Genomic DNA, 13,567 nt, shown 5'->3' on the forward strand with positions numbered 1-13,567 from the left:
GCGTTTGCGGCGACTGCGTTCTGCGGCCTACAGAAAGCCGTCGATCTCGATCGCCGTCTCCTTCGCCGAACGCATGACGCCGACCAGCGTGGCCGACGCCATGCCGGTCCACTCCCCGTAGCCCACGAACCACAGCCCCGGCATGTTCGATGCGCGTGTGCCCTCGACCGCCGGTCGCATGTCGCGGTCGAAGCCCAGCGCGGTCAGGTGATCGAGGGCCGGCCGGAACCCCGTGCACCAGATGACGGCATCGAATGCGGATGGCGTTTCGTCGCCCCAGACCACGCCGTCGGCGGTCATGCGAGCGAAGGGCCGCACCGCCTTCAGCACGCCGCGGCGCCGTGCATCGACCACCGGCGGCACCATCACGATGTCGCCCAGCCCGCCGGGCAGCGTGTCGATGCTGCGGCCTTCCTGCATGGCGCGCCACCGTGCGGTCGCACGCTCGAACAGGACGCGGCCATCGACCTCGTCCGGCAGGAAGGACGGTTCGTCCGGGGTGACCCAGACCGCCTCGGCGGCCGTGGTGGAGACCTCCGCAAGAATCTGCGCGCCCGAGTTGCCGCCGCCGACGATCAGCACGCGCTGGCCGGTGAACGGCTCGGGGCGCCGGTAGTGGGCCGAGTGAACCTGCATGCCGCGGAAAGCGTCCCGGCCCGGGTAGTCGGGGATGAAGGGCTTGCGCCAGGTGCCTGTCGCATTGACGACCGCCTTGGCGGTCCAGACGCGATCGTCGGAGCGCAGCTCAAAGCCGTCTGCGGTCCGACCCACCGATCGGACCCACACCGGGCGTTCGATCTCGAATGCATAGCGCGCCTCGTAGGCCCGCAGGTACGCCACGACATCGTCGCGGCTCGGGTACGTGGCGCCGGTGCTCGGCATCGGCCAGCCTGCGATGGAACTCCACGCGGCTGGCGAGAACAGCCGGAGCGACTCCCATGCGTGCTGCCAGGCCCCGCCGCCCTGGTCTTCCGCATCGAGGATCAACACGGAGCGCGCGGTACGCCGGAGAAAGTAGGCCACGGACAGGGCCGCTTGGCCGCCGCCGATGATGAGGACGTCATGGCGCATGTGCAGTTCCTTGTTTCATGTCCGAGGTCATGACGACAAGCGCCATGCAGGCGGCCACGCCAAGCGCGGCGGAGAACCACAGCGAACCGGCGCCCCATCGCGCGACCGCGAGGCCGAAGAGAAAGGGCGCGCCGGCCTGCACGATGCGGGCGGGCACCATGAGAAGGCCTTGCCGCCTTCCGTAGCCCTCGGCACCGAAGATCAGCAGCGGCAATGTTCCGATGGCGATGGTGAGGATGCCGTTGCCCAGGCCGTGCAACAGTGCGAAGGCCGTGGCTGCCGAGGTGCCGACCCACGCCAGGCAAAGCACGCCGAGCGGATGCGCGAGCGTCGCGAGCCGCGCCGAGAGCAGCGGATGCGCGTTCTTCAGGAATGTGAATTCGATGAGCCGCCCCGCCACCTGCGCCGGGCCGACCAGCGCGGCGATGCCCACGGCCACCGCAAGCGTGGCACCCGCGGACTGCAGCAACGCGGGGAGATGCGCAGCCATCGCCGTGCTGATGAACCAGGTGGCGGCAAAGACAAAGGCCATGAGGAAGGCGGCACGGCGCTGCTGCTTCGGCGACAGCCTTGCGCCCGCATGCCGGCTGCGCGCGTCCGTCGTCGTCGGTGGCTTGAGACTGGACACGGACGGCAGCAGCAGATTGAGCGGCAGCCCGATCACCAGGTGCAGCGCCGCCCAGGCCATGCAGGCGCCACGCCAGCCCACCGTGCTCTCCAGGTACGCAGACAGCGGCCATCCGACCGTGCTCGCGAACCCGGCGAACAAGGTGATGCCGGTGATCGCGCGCCGCGCGTCTTGGCCATGGAGCCGAACCACCGTCGCGAAGGCCGCTTCGTACAGGCCGCTGCCCATCGCGACGCCCATGACGGCCCATGCCAGGAACACGTGGAACGGCTGGCGACAATGGCTCAGCGCGAACAGCCCGGCGGCGAACAGCAGGTTGCTGCCGACGAGGACAGGGCGCCCGCCTCGCCGGTCGATGAGGCGCCCGGCGTACGGGCCGACCGCAGCGGCCACCAGCAACGCCACCGAAAACGCGCCAAAAACCGTGGATGCGGAGGTCCCGACATCCGGCCCGATCGCACCCGCCAGCACCGCCGGCAGGTAGTACGACGATGCCCAGGCCAGCGTCTGCGCGGTGCCCAAGGCAACGACGACAGACGACCGGTTGGAAAGTGGCATCAGATCGAGCGCTGATTGACCCGGGCCGAGAGTTGTTCCGCACTCTCCCGGCGCTCGCTGTAGCGGTCCACCAGGTAACCAGCCGCGTCGCGGGTGAGCAGGGTGAACTTCACCAGCTCCTCCATCACGTCGACCACGCGTTCGTAGTACGCCGACGGCTTCATGCGGCCGGCGTCGTCGAACTCCAGGAAGGCCTTGGCCACCGAGGACTGGTTGGGGATGGTGATCATGCGCATCCAGCGCCCGAGCACCCGCAGCTGGTTGACGGCGTTGAAGGACTGCGAGCCACCCGACACCTCCATGACCGCCAGCGTCTTGCCCTGCGTGGGCCGCACCGCGCCGATGGACAAGGGAATCCAGTCGATTTGCGCCTTCATGATCCCGGTGATGGCGCCGTGGCGCTCGGGCGAGGTCCAGACCATGCCTTCGGACCATTGCGCCAGGTCGCGCAGTTCCTGCACCTTCGGGTGATCTTCGGGGGCGTCGTCAGGCATCGGCAGGCCGCGCGGGTCGAAGATGCGCGGCTCCGCGCCCAGGGCCTGCAGCAGGCGTGCCGCTTCTTCGGTCAGCAGGCGGCTGTACGAGCGCTCGCGCAGCGAGCCGTAGAGCAGCAGGATGCGCGGCGCGTGGGTGGCGCGTTCGGCCGGATGCAGGTGCTCCGTATCAGGCTGATGGAACAGCCCTGCGTCGATGTTGGGAAGCTCAAGCCTTGTCGACACGCTGCCCCTTCGCGTCGACCACCGCCTCGCCGTCCTCCTTGGCGAACGCGCCCTGTTGCGGCTGCGGCAGGATGTCGAGCACCGCCTCCGACGGCCGGCACAACCGTGTCCCCAGCGGCGTGACGACGATGGGGCGGTTGATCAGGATCGGGTGTTGCAGCATGAAGTCGATGAGCTGCGCGTCGGTCCAGGTCGGGTCGCCGAGGTCGAGCTCGTCGTAGGGCGTGCCCTTCTGGCGCAGCACGTCGCGCACCGGTACGCCCATGGCGACGATCAGGCGCTCGAGCGTGGCGCGGTCGGGCGGGGTCTTCAGGTACTCGATCACGGTCGGCGCTTCGCCGGAATTGCGGATCAGTGCGAGCACATTGCGAGAAGTGCCGCAGGCGGGGTTGTGATAGATCGTGATGTCGGTCATGGAAGGAACAAGAAGTAGCGGCGTTCAGCTCAGCCGGAGGGCCAGCGCCGCCAGGGTCACGAACAGCACCGGCACGGTCAACACGATACCGACCTTGAAGTAGTAGCCCCAGGCGATGGTGGTGCCCTTCTTCGCCAGCACGTGCAGCCAGAGCAGCGTGGCCAGGCTGCCAATGGGCGTGATCTTCGGGCCGAGGTCGCAGCCGATCACGTTGGCGTAGATCATCGCTTCTTTCACCACGCCGGTGGCGCTCGACGCGTCGATGGACAGCGCGCCGATCAGCACCGTGGGCATGTTGTTCATCACCGACGACAGCAGCGCCGTCAGGAAGCCGGTGCCCATCGCCGCGCCCCAGACGCCGCTCTGCGCGAAGAGGTTCAGCAGCCCGGCGATGCGGTCGGTGAGGCCGGCGTTGCGCAGGCCGTAGACCACCAGGTACATGCCGAGCGAGAAGATCACGATCTGCCACGGCGCGCCGCGCAGCACCTTGCCCGTGCTGATCGCCGAGCCGCGCGCGGCCACCGCCAGCAAAAGGACGGCACCGACCGCGGCGACGGCACTCACCGGCACGCCCAGCGGCTCCAAGCCGAAGAAGCCGATGAGCAGCAGCACCAGCACGACCCAGCCCGCACGGAAGGTCGCCAGGTCCTTGATCGCGGCCGACGGCGCCTTGAGCTGCCCCACATCGTAGGTGGCGGGGATGCCGCGCCGGAAGTACAGCATCAGCACCACCAGGCTGGCCAGCACCGACGCCACGTTGACCGGGACCATCACCGCGGCGTACTCGTCGAAGCCGATCTTGAAGAAGTCCGCCGAGACGATGTTCACCAGGTTCGAGACGATCAGCGGCAGGCTGGCGGTGTCGGCGATGAAGCCCGCCGCCATGACGAAGGCCAGCGTCGCCGCCGGCGTGAAGCCGAGCGCGACCAGCATCGCCATCACAATGGGCGTGAGGATCAACGCGGCGCCGTCGTTGGCAAACAGCGCCGACACCGCCGCGCCGAGCAGCACGATGAAGGCGAACAGCAGCCGCCCGCGGCCGCCGCCCCAGCGCGCGACATGCAGGGCGGCCCATTCGAAGAAGCCGGCTTCGTCGAGCAGCAGGCTGATGATGATCACGGCCACGAAGGTGGCGGTCGCGTTCCAGACGATGCCCCAGACGACGGCGATGTCGCTGAGATGGACAACGCCCAGGACCAGCGCGATCACGGCCCCGAGCGATGCGCTCCAGCCGATGCCGAGACCCCGCGGCTGCCAGATGACCAGGACGAGCGTGAAGATGAAGATGAGGATGGCCGTCAGCATGGGATCGTCTCGAGGGCGGCCCGCAGCTGCGTGTCGTTCAGCGACGCGAAGGGCACCTGCGCGAGCTGGCGCATGCGCTCGCTGATCGCTTGCCGGGTCGATTCGAACGCGGCGCGCTTCTCGTCGTCGTTGGTGCCGGCGTTGGACGGATCCGCGTAGCCCCAGTGGATCTGGACCGGCGAGCCCGGCCAGTAGGGGCAGGTCTCTTGCGCGGCGCTGTCGCAGACCGTGATGACCACGCGCATCTGCGGTGCGTCCGGCGCGGTGAATTCGTCCCAGCTCTTGCTGCGGTAGGCGGCGGTGTCGATACCGGCGGCCTGCAGCACGTCGATGGCCGTCGGGTTGATGCGCCCGCTCGGCGCGCTGCCGGCGCTGTGCGCCCGCACATCCACGCCGAGCTGCTTCGCCCAGTGGTTCAACATGCCCTCCGACAGCACGCTGCGCGCCGAGTTGTGGGTGCAGAGGATCAGGATGTTCGTCGTCACTGGCGCGACCCGATCTCACTCATCTCATGCTGGATGGCCATGCGCTCGAGCTTGTCCATCGGCAGTGACAGCATGAACTCGATGCGGCGCTTGAGCGTGACGGCCGTGTCCATGAAGGCCCGCTTTTTCTCTTCCTCGCTGCCCTCCACCGCGGCCGGGTCCGGCAGGCCCCAGTGCGCGGTGATCGGCTGGCCCGGCCACACCGGGCACATCTCGCCCGCGGCCTGGTCACAGACCGTGATCACGAAATCCATCGTCGCCGCGCCGGCCTTGGCGAACTCGCCCCAGCTCTTGCTGCTGTAGCCGCGGTCTTCGATGTGGAGCGTGCGTAGCGTTTCCAGCGCCAGCGGATGCACCGCGCCCTTCGGGTGGCTGCCGGCCGAGAAGGCCTTGAACCGGTTGCCGCCCAGCTGGTTGAGCAGGCCCTCGGCGAGGATGGACCGGGCGGAATTGCCGGTGCAGATGAACAGCACGTTGTGGAGTGGGGCGGTCATGGTGGTCCGTGGGTTGGGGGAGGATCAGCAACGAAGCGCGCCGTCCGAGGCCACGCAGGCCTCGCCTTGGCAGCAGTTGTCCGTGAGGTAGCCGAGCAGCGCGTTCATTTGCTCGAGGGCGGCGCGGTAGATGAGGTGGCGGCCCTGCCGCTCCTGCGACACGAGGCCGGCGTGCGTCAGTTCCTTGAGATGGAACGACAGGCTCGTGGCGGGCACGCCGATCGCTTCGACCAGGGCGCCTGGCGTCAGCCCCTCGGGGCCGGCCACCACCAGGCAGCGAAAGACCTGCAGGCGCACGGGCTGCGCCAGGGCGGCGAGGGAGCGCACGACATCATTTGATTCCATGATTCAATAATAGTCGAAGTATTTAAGGCTTCTGTGAAGCTTTCGTGTCACACCCGGGCGGCCGCGCGGCACGGCCGGTCAAGACCGGTCTACCGGCTTCGGTCGCCGTCGCGCACCGATTCGATCGCGCCGTTGTAGATGCGGACGATGCCGAAGAAGGCGCCGGGCCCACGGTCGTAAGTCCACTCCTCCATCGGCACGCATTGGTTCGCAAGAATCGCACTCGGGCCGTTGCCGCGATAGGGCGTGACCACCCAGCCCAGTTGCAGCATCGAAACGCACACGTTGTGCCGATAGATCGGCTCGCCGCATTTCTGGAGCAGCGACACCGGGGAGTCGCCCTGGCCGATCAGATAGCCGTTGCAACCCATGGACTGCGAGGCCGCCGTGGACGGCGCACCGAGCGCGACGACCGCAGCCACCAGCCAGAAGGCCAGGCGATGAAGGCGCGGGGGCGAGCGTCGTGAATCAGGAGAGGGCATGACAGGCACGCGAGGACACGGTGCCGGTCACTGTACCTGTTCGACGTGTCTGCGCGTCCCGCCGTGCCTCGACGATCACTCCTCGGCGCCGATCTGCCGCAGGTACTCGGTCAGGTTGCCCAGGTTGCCCGCATCCAGGGTCGTGCCGTTGTGCGCCCGCACCGCGTCCGCCAGCGTCGGCGCCGAGCCGTCGTGCAGGAAGGGGCCAGTGGCCCACACGTCGCGCAGCGTCGGCACGTCGGTGCCCGGCAGGGCGCCGCTCAGGCGCTTGCCGCTCGACGGCTTGAGCGTGCCGATGTTCTTCAGCTGCGTCGCATCGGCGCTGGCCGTGAAGGGCACGCCGCTGTGGCAACTGGCGCAGTTCTGCGCCTGGAACACGCTCTTGCCGGCGAGCGCCGCTGCCGTCAGGCTGCCGTCCGGGTTGCGCAGCGGGCTGGGCGCGAAGCTGGTGAGCGACCCGAGGTAGGCCGCCATCGCGTCGAGGTCCGCGCTCAGGCCGGCCTTGGCGTCACCCAACGGCTGGCTGCGGGTGCCGGCGTTGAACAGGGCGTCGCTCATCAGCCCGGTGCCACCGGCGAGGTTGCGGATCTGGCCTTCGAAATCCTGCACCTCGTCGAAGTTGGCGCTCCAGTGCAGGAAGCCCTGGCCCCTGCCGCCGCGGCCCTTGAGCGCGATGGTGTTGCGCAGGCCTTCGCCGAAGCCGGTCATGTCCCAGACGCGGCCGTCCTGGGCGCCGTCGTTGTGGCAGGTGGCGCAGCTCATGTAGGCGTCGCGCGCCAGGCGCGTGTCGCGGGCGTCGTAGAAGAGCTGCTTGCCCTTGAGCACGTTGGCGGCGAGCTTCTCGGTGGCGACGCTGCCCAGCGTGGCGACCAGCGCGCTGCGCAGCTCGCCCAGCCGCGTGAGCGGGCTGACGTCGACCACGCTCACGCTACGCGCCATGAAGTTGTGGACGTAGAGCTTGCTGCCGTCGGCCGACACCGTGACGCCCTGGGGCGCCAGGCCGGCCTCGATACGGAACAGCCGCCGCCCGGCGATGGCGTCGACCACCTCGACCTGGCGTGACGTTTCGAGCGCGACGAAGAGGTAGGCGCCGCTCGGATCGTAGGCGGCCGCGCTCGCCAGGCTGGCGTTGTCGTGGTCGACGCGCGCGGGTGCATCTTCGGCCAGCGTGGCGAGGTCGATGCGCGAGCTGATGGCGCGGACCGTGTTCTGGAAGTCCAGGTTCCGGCCGTTGCGCAGCACGCCGCGTCCGATGTTGTCCTGTTTCGACGGCACCCAGGCACGGGCGCCGTCGGGCGCGATCACGGCCGGGCCCAGGTAGTTGGGAATGCCGCTGCCCTGCACCTCGTTGTCGTTGCGGTCGCTGTGGCGAAGCCGCACGGTGCCGGCGACGGCCATCGTCGCTGTGTTCACGGCCAGCACTTCGCCACCGCCCGACGTGGTGTCGACCACGGCCGTGGCTTCGCCGGCCAGCGGCGGCGTGATGAAGCGTGACACCAGCACGCGCGACGCGTCGCCGCTGACCGCCAGGTGGCGCGGGTTCGCGCCGACGTCCAGCGTGGCGAGCGTGGCGCCGCTGCCGTCGAGCTTGAGCAGCCGGCCGGCGGCTTCCAGGCTCACGTACATGCGGCCGTCCGAGGCACCGACCAGCCCCCAGGGTTGCGAGGCCCGGGGCAGGGCGATGGTGCGCACCACCGTCAGGCTGGCGGGGTCGATCACCGAGATGCTCGCGCTGTCGCGGTTGGCCACCCACACGTTGCCGTCGGCTGCGCGGGCCAGCGTGCGCGGCGCGACGCCCACCGGGATCTCGCGCACGCGGCTGTTGGCGACGGTGTCGAAGACGGTGACCGAGTCGTTGTCGGGGTTGACCACCCACAGCCGCGTGGCGGCGGCGCTGCGCGCTTCCAGCAGCAGGGGCGCCGAGGCGACCGGCGCGTTGGCGGTCGGCGGCGCGGTGACGGCCTGCACGAAGGTGCGGGTGCCGACCTGGCCGTTCGCGTCGCGTACGGTGAGCGTCACGGTGTACACGCCCGGTGCGGTGTAGGTGTGGCTGGCGGCGCTGGTGGCGGCGTAGGCGGTGGGTGCGCTGCCGTCGCCGAAGTCCCAGCGGTAGCTGGCGCCGGCGAGGCCGACGACCGGTGCGTAGCTGGCGGTGGCGCCGGTGCGCAGCGGTGCAGCGTCGATGGCGGGCACCGCGCTCGCGGGGTCGACCAGCAGCAGGTAGCAGCGCTTGGCCGCGCCGGGTGCCGGGTCGCTGCCGAAGTTGGCCGCGGTGCAGGCCACGTCGCCTGTCTGGTCGGAGCGGATCGCGAACTTGCCGTCGACGCCGTAGTAGACGACGCCATGCCGGCCGGCCGGCACGCGGCAGAGGCCGCCCTCGTCGGCGCAGGCGGTGGCGGCACTCGGCAGCGTGATCGGCGGTGCCGCGATGCCCTGGCCGATGCCGACGATCACGGCGCGCGAGGGCACGCCGTTCGCGTCCAGCGCGAAGAGCTGGTAGTAGCCCGGCGGTGTGAGGTTCGTGTTGGCCGGCAGCTGCGCCGTGAGGCGGTTGCCGTCCTTCGTGAAGGACAGTTCCTGGAAGCGCTGCGTGCTGTTGAAGGAATGCGTCACCGTGCCGTTGGTCACCAGGGCGAGCCGCGTGACGCGCGACGCATCGGCCAGGTCCAGCTGGAACTGCGCCCCGGGCGCCAGCCCCAGCGCGCTGATGCCGGTGAGCACCGGACGCGGCGCGAGCCGTGCCGCACCGTCGACCGTCTGGAACAGGTTCGGCGGGTAGTAGATTTCGACGTTTTGGTCGTCGACCGGGCCCGGCGCACCGCCGCCGGACGAGAGCACCGTGCCATTGGGCAGCAGCAGCGCGGCCGAGTGGTAGACGCGGATGTTCGCAGCGCGCGCGCCTGTGGTCCAGCGGCCGGTGGCCGGGTCCCACACCTCGGCCTCGTACACCGCGTCGGCACCGCCGTTGTTGCCGCGGCGGGTGCCGCCGGTGACCACCACCTTGCCGTCGGGCAGCACCGTGGCGTTGCCATAGCGTCGCGCAAAACGCATCGGCGCGGTCTCGGTGAGCTGCGGCGTGGCGCTGTTGAAGTCGACCACCGTCGCCATGGCGCTGGCTGGCAGGCCGTCGCCGTTGTTGGTGCCGTTGCCGCCCATCTGCAGCACCTTGCCGGGCGCGAACATCACGGCGCTGTTGGTCGCACCCACGTTCACCGGCGCGGTCGCGCTCGGCGGCGTCTTGAACTTGCCCAACACCGTGACCGCGCCCTGGGCGTCGTTCGCGGCGGGGTCGAGCTTCCACATCGTCTCGGCCGAGATGCCGACGACCTTGCCGTCGGGGGCGACCCAGGCGCGCGGATACGACGCGCGCAGGTAGTCGGGCCCGAAGGCATCGCGGCTGCGAGCGCCGAAGAGCGTGCGCCAGCCGCTGCCGGCGGTGTAGATCTCGGGCGTCATCGAGACGGTGCCGGCGGCGATGGCGGCGTCGGGCGCGTTCACCATGCCTTCCTGGTAGGGGTCCATGCCCCCGAGGATCACGGCGCGCCCGTCGGTCAGGGTCAGCATGGTGGCGTACCAGCGCTGGTCGGCCAACGAAGCCGGATCGAGCGCGACGGTGCTGCTGGCGGGCGAGAACAGGCCGCTGGCCAGCGGCGTGTTGCCGCCGCTGATGAGCAGCTTGCCGTCGCCCAGGTAGGCGGCGGTGCTGCAGAAGCTGTTGACCGGGCCGAACGCGGTCGCGGTGCGGTGACTGCCTTCACCGAAGCCGAGTGCCGGCGACCACAGGTCGTAGAGGCGGCCGTCCTGGCCGGCGGGGTTGCCGGGTGGGCTCCCGTAGGTGAGCACCTTGCCGGTCGGCAGCAGTACGGCGTGCAAGGCGTTCGACGGCCAGGGCTGGGTGGGTGACCACATGCCTTGCGTGGGCGCGTTGGCCGGGATGTTGGCCAGGCCGTCGAGCAGCGGATCGGGCTCGGCCTGCACCGGGAACGCCAAGGGGGGCGGCGGCGGGACGGCGGGCACCGTCGGCTCGGTGGGCACGCCGGGGCCGGTGCCGGGGCTGCCGCCGTCGGGGCCGGGCTGCACGGTGCCGCTGCCGTCGCCGCCGGCACCGCCCGACGTGCCGCCACCGCCGCCGCCGCCTCCTCCTCCGCAGGCCGCCAGGCAGACGGCCGCCGTCGTGGCGGCCAGAAGGCGCAGCGCGCCGGTCCAGGTTGGATCGTTCATGGTTCTACTTCCCTGTTGTCGTTGTTCTTGAATGGCGCTCGAGCACGGCCACCTCGGCCAACTCACGCGCGAGGCGGGGCCGGTCGACCGGCACGCCGGCGTAGCGTTGCCGCAGCACGCCGGCGGCGTCGAAGAGGTAGAGCGCCGTGCTGTGATCGGCCGGGCCGGGCTGCGGCTGGCGCGGGTCGGTGGCGGCGAGGCGCTGCGTCAGCGCGTCGATCTGCGACGGCGCGCCGGTGGCGAAGCGCCAGCCGGGCTGGTCGGCGTCCATGCGGCGCGCGAAGGCCGTGAGCGTGGCCGGCGTGTCTGCCAGCGGATCGACCGACACCGAGAGGAAGTCCACCTGGGCGCGCAGCGCGGGCGGCAGGCTACGGCGCAGCGCGGCGAGCTCGAGGGTCTGGGTGGGGCAGGTGGTCGAGCAGCCCGTGAAGACGAAGTTCAGCAGCAGCATGCGACCGCGGTAGGCGGTCGCGTCGATGCGGCGCGCGGCCTGGTCCTGCAGCGCCAGGCCGCGCAGCGGCGCTGGTTGTGCGATGGCCGACAGCGCGCAGCCGGCGATCAAGGCGGCCGTGGTGGCGCGTGCGCTTCTGCGCGCGAACTCGCACGCCCTTTGGCTTGGCATGTCTTCTCTCCCTGGTGCTTGGCGCCTTCGGGTGACACCGAGCGCCAAGGGGGAGATTAAGTGTTTCGTACTCAGTCTTGCGTCGTCGCCCCGGCGAAATGCCTGCGCTTTCGAGACATATGACCGGACTTCGGCGCCTCTGCGCGCCGAACGCCTTGCGCCTCAGGCGGCTTTGGGTTCGGGCAGGACGGCCGTCAGCGCGAAGTCGACCAGGTACAGCCAGGTCGCCTCGAGCCGCATGATGTCGTGGTGGTCGGAGCCCGCCACCGTCTGCACGTGCACCGGCGTCGGCCAAGCATCGATGAGTTTTTGTGATCGCTCCGGCAGGACCACGTCGTCGCGCTCGGCCAGTAGCACCTGGGTCTTGGCCGCGACCTCACGGCTGTGCGTGAGCGAATCGAAGCGATGGCGCAGCAGCAGCGACAGCGGCACCAGCGGAAAGCGCCGCTTGGCCACTTCCAGCATCGAGTCGTAGGGCGTGATCAGCTGCAGGCTCGCGAAGTCCTGCCGCGCCACCAGCTGGATCGCCACGCCCGTGCCGAGGCTGCGCCCCACCACGTGCAGCCGCGCCTGCGGAAAGGCGCGGCGCAGGTGGCGGGCCAGCTGGTTCGCATCTTCGACCGAGGCGATCTCCGACGGGTGCCCCTGCGAGTCGGCGACGCCGCGGTAGTTGATGGCCGCGAAGCCGAAGCCCGCCGGCAGCCAGGTCAGCGCCTTGGCGGTGGCGCGCACGTCTTCGCCGCGGCCCGCAAAGTAGATGAAGAGGTCCTGCAGCGCCTCTTCGCCGTGCGGGTGGTAGACGTAGCCGCGCACCATGCCACCAGGCACCGGGTGCGAGTAGGTCGAGAAGTCGTCGGACAGCGGCACCACCGGCAGCTTGCGGGCGTTGAAGAGGATGTGGCCCTGCCGCGTGGCGAGCAGCGTCCAGTAGGTCGCGATGCTGCCGACGGCGGCGGCCGAGGCGGCCAGGGCGATGCGGAAGGCTTTGGATGACAAGGGGCGGGCTCCGGGGGCAAGAGGGCGGGACAGCCGCTAGTTTCGCCGCCTTCCGCCCGGCGCACGGCGCGCCCGCCTGCCCTCAGGGCAGGTTCTCGCGGAAGATCACCTGGCTGCGCGTGATTTCCACGCCGCTCAACGCCTCGCGCCCGTCGCGCAGGTTCGTGAAGATGCGCACGCAGCTCATCAGCGTGGTGTGCGGGCTTTGCGTGATCACCGCATCCAGGCTGCCGTCGATCAGCAGCGCGCGCGTGTCCGGCGTGAGGCCGTGGCCGATGAAGACCACCTTCTGGTCGCGGCCGGCTTCCTTCAACGCCCGCGCCACGCCGTCGGACGCACCGCCGATGTTGTAGATGCCGCCGAGCTCCGGGTGCTGGTCGAGCAGGGCGCGGGTCTGCCGGTAGTTCTGCTCCGCGTCGTCATGGCCCTCGCGCAGGCCGACCACCGACAGCTGCGGGAACATCTCGTCGATGACGTGCAGGAAGCCGGCTTCGCGCTCTTCATGCGCACGGTAGCTCAGGCTGCCCGCGATGAGCGCGACCTTGGCACTGCGCGCGCCAATGAAGCGCCCGATGAGGTAGCCCGCGGTGCGGCCGGCGGCGCGGTTGTCCAGCCCGATGTACGCCACGCGCGGCGAGTTCGACAGGTCGGAGATCAGCGTGATCACCGGCACGCCCTGCGCGGCGAGCTCGGCCACGGCCTCGCGCACTGCCGGGTGCTCGAGCGCCATCACCGCGATGCCGTCGCTGCGCTTGCCGTGGCGCCGCAGCGCGGCAGCCAGCGCGTGCGGGTTGAAGCTCTCGATGAACTCGGCCCGGCAGCGCACGTTGAAGGGCGCCCAGTGCTCCTGCGAGTAACCCACCATGTCGCCGAGCATGCGGATGAAGCGGTTGGTGCCAGCCGGCAGCAGCACGCTCAGCCGCAAGGGCGGTGGTGCGAGCGCGGCATACAGCGCCTGGCCGGGCAGGTAGTCGAGCTCGCCGGCCGCCTTCAGCACGCGCTGCACCGTCGCGTCGCGCACGCCGGGTCGCTTGTTGAGCACGCGGTCGACCGTGGCCGTCGACACCCCGGCCGCGCGCGCGATGTCGACCACCCGCGCGCGGCCCGGCGGCGTGTCTTCGGAGGCTTCGGGGTTAACCCTCATAAATCAAAAACCATCATTACGTGTGTTTGACGGCGCGCTGTCGTGTCTCTATCGTCGGCAGGCCTTTCAGTCATGATGCATC

General features: G+C 70.0%; 13 protein-coding genes. All 13 read right to left on the reverse strand.

The window, feature by feature from the left end:
* Window positions 1-27 precede the first annotated feature (27 nt).
* Window positions 28-1,071 carry an ArsO family NAD(P)H-dependent flavin-containing monooxygenase gene (locus ACSFA0_RS16650; protein ID WP_435451379.1) on the reverse strand — a complete coding sequence of 348 codons (1,044 nt, stop codon included), beginning with the start codon at window positions 1,069-1,071 and terminating at the stop codon, window positions 28-30.
* Window positions 1,061-2,257: an MFS transporter gene (locus tag ACSFA0_RS16655; RefSeq protein ID WP_435451380.1), complete on the reverse strand. Its 1,197-nt coding sequence runs from the start codon at window positions 2,255-2,257 to the stop codon at window positions 1,061-1,063. Before ACSFA0_RS16655 ends, ACSFA0_RS16650 begins: the two co-directional genes overlap by 11 nt.
* Window positions 2,257-2,976, reverse strand: a complete 720-nt coding sequence (gene arsH, locus ACSFA0_RS16660; RefSeq protein WP_435451381.1) for an arsenical resistance protein ArsH — start codon at window positions 2,974-2,976, stop codon at window positions 2,257-2,259. The genes ACSFA0_RS16655 and arsH overlap by 1 nt, the downstream gene beginning before the upstream one ends.
* Window positions 2,960-3,391, reverse strand: a complete 432-nt coding sequence (arsC, locus tag ACSFA0_RS16665; protein WP_435451382.1) for an arsenate reductase (glutaredoxin) — start codon at window positions 3,389-3,391, stop codon at window positions 2,960-2,962. The genes arsH and arsC overlap by 17 nt, the downstream gene beginning before the upstream one ends.
* Window positions 3,392-3,415: 24 nt before the next feature.
* On the reverse strand, window positions 3,416-4,696 hold the full coding sequence (locus ACSFA0_RS16670; RefSeq protein ID WP_435451383.1) for an arsenic transporter: 1,281 nt from the start codon (window positions 4,694-4,696) through the stop codon (window positions 3,416-3,418).
* The gene (locus ACSFA0_RS16675) at window positions 4,690-5,181 is read right to left on the reverse strand and encodes an arsenate reductase ArsC (RefSeq protein ID WP_435451384.1); all 492 of its coding nucleotides are present in this window, start codon (window positions 5,179-5,181) and stop codon (window positions 4,690-4,692) included. Before ACSFA0_RS16675 ends, ACSFA0_RS16670 begins: the two co-directional genes overlap by 7 nt.
* A complete protein-coding gene (locus ACSFA0_RS16680) occupies window positions 5,178-5,675 on the reverse strand; it encodes an arsenate reductase ArsC (RefSeq protein ID WP_435451385.1) in 498 nt (165 codons plus the stop codon). Before ACSFA0_RS16680 ends, ACSFA0_RS16675 begins: the two co-directional genes overlap by 4 nt.
* A 24-nt stretch (window positions 5,676-5,699) precedes the next feature.
* A complete protein-coding gene (locus ACSFA0_RS16685; protein ID WP_435451386.1) occupies window positions 5,700-6,020 on the reverse strand; it encodes an ArsR/SmtB family transcription factor in 321 nt (106 codons plus the stop codon).
* An 89-nt stretch (window positions 6,021-6,109) separates the two neighbouring features.
* Complete coding sequence (locus ACSFA0_RS16690; protein WP_435451387.1) at window positions 6,110-6,502, reverse strand: DUF2845 domain-containing protein; 393 nt, start codon at window positions 6,500-6,502, stop codon at window positions 6,110-6,112.
* A gap of 75 nt (window positions 6,503-6,577) precedes the next feature.
* Entirely contained in the window at window positions 6,578-10,723 is a 4,146-nt protein-coding gene (locus ACSFA0_RS16695) for a galactose oxidase-like domain-containing protein (protein ID WP_435451388.1), read from the reverse strand.
* Window positions 10,724-10,727: 4 nt separating this feature from the next.
* Complete coding sequence (locus tag ACSFA0_RS16700) at window positions 10,728-11,345, reverse strand: SCO family protein (RefSeq protein ID WP_435451389.1); 618 nt, start codon at window positions 11,343-11,345, stop codon at window positions 10,728-10,730.
* Between the two features lie 162 nt (window positions 11,346-11,507).
* Window positions 11,508-12,341 carry an alpha/beta hydrolase gene (locus ACSFA0_RS16705; protein ID WP_435451390.1) on the reverse strand — a complete coding sequence of 278 codons (834 nt, stop codon included), beginning with the start codon at window positions 12,339-12,341 and terminating at the stop codon, window positions 11,508-11,510.
* Window positions 12,342-12,423: 82 nt separating this feature from the next.
* A complete protein-coding gene (locus ACSFA0_RS16710) occupies window positions 12,424-13,485 on the reverse strand; it encodes a LacI family DNA-binding transcriptional regulator (protein WP_435451391.1) in 1,062 nt (353 codons plus the stop codon).
* Between the last annotated feature and the right edge of the window lie 82 nt (window positions 13,486-13,567).

Origin of the sequence: Variovorax restrictus (assembly GCF_051216715.1) — a bacterium.
Lineage (GTDB): Bacteria > Pseudomonadota > Gammaproteobacteria > Burkholderiales > Burkholderiaceae_C > Variovorax.

Bases quoted from the DNA above. Each gene is read 5' to 3' on its own strand.
- ACSFA0_RS16680 (WP_435451385.1), bottom strand. From the start codon at position 5,675: ATGACCGCCCCACTCCACAACGTGCTGTTCATCTGCACCGGCAATTCC.
- ACSFA0_RS16685 (WP_435451386.1), bottom strand. From the start codon at position 6,020: ATGGAATCAAATGATGTCGTGCGCTCCCTCGCCGCCCTGGCGCAGCCC.
- ACSFA0_RS16650 (WP_435451379.1), bottom strand. From the start codon at position 1,071: ATGCGCCATGACGTCCTCATCATCGGCGGCGGCCAAGCGGCCCTGTCC.
- arsC (WP_435451382.1), bottom strand. From the start codon at position 3,391: ATGACCGACATCACGATCTATCACAACCCCGCCTGCGGCACTTCTCGC.
- ACSFA0_RS16700 (WP_435451389.1), bottom strand. From the start codon at position 11,345: ATGCCAAGCCAAAGGGCGTGCGAGTTCGCGCGCAGAAGCGCACGCGCC.
- ACSFA0_RS16655 (WP_435451380.1), bottom strand. From the start codon at position 2,257: ATGCCACTTTCCAACCGGTCGTCTGTCGTCGTTGCCTTGGGCACCGCG.
- ACSFA0_RS16695 (WP_435451388.1), bottom strand. From the start codon at position 10,723: ATGAACGATCCAACCTGGACCGGCGCGCTGCGCCTTCTGGCCGCCACG.
- ACSFA0_RS16670 (WP_435451383.1), bottom strand. From the start codon at position 4,696: ATGCTGACGGCCATCCTCATCTTCATCTTCACGCTCGTCCTGGTCATC.
- ACSFA0_RS16710 (WP_435451391.1), bottom strand. From the start codon at position 13,485: ATGAGGGTTAACCCCGAAGCCTCCGAAGACACGCCGCCGGGCCGCGCG.
- ACSFA0_RS16690 (WP_435451387.1), bottom strand. From the start codon at position 6,502: ATGCCCTCTCCTGATTCACGACGCTCGCCCCCGCGCCTTCATCGCCTG.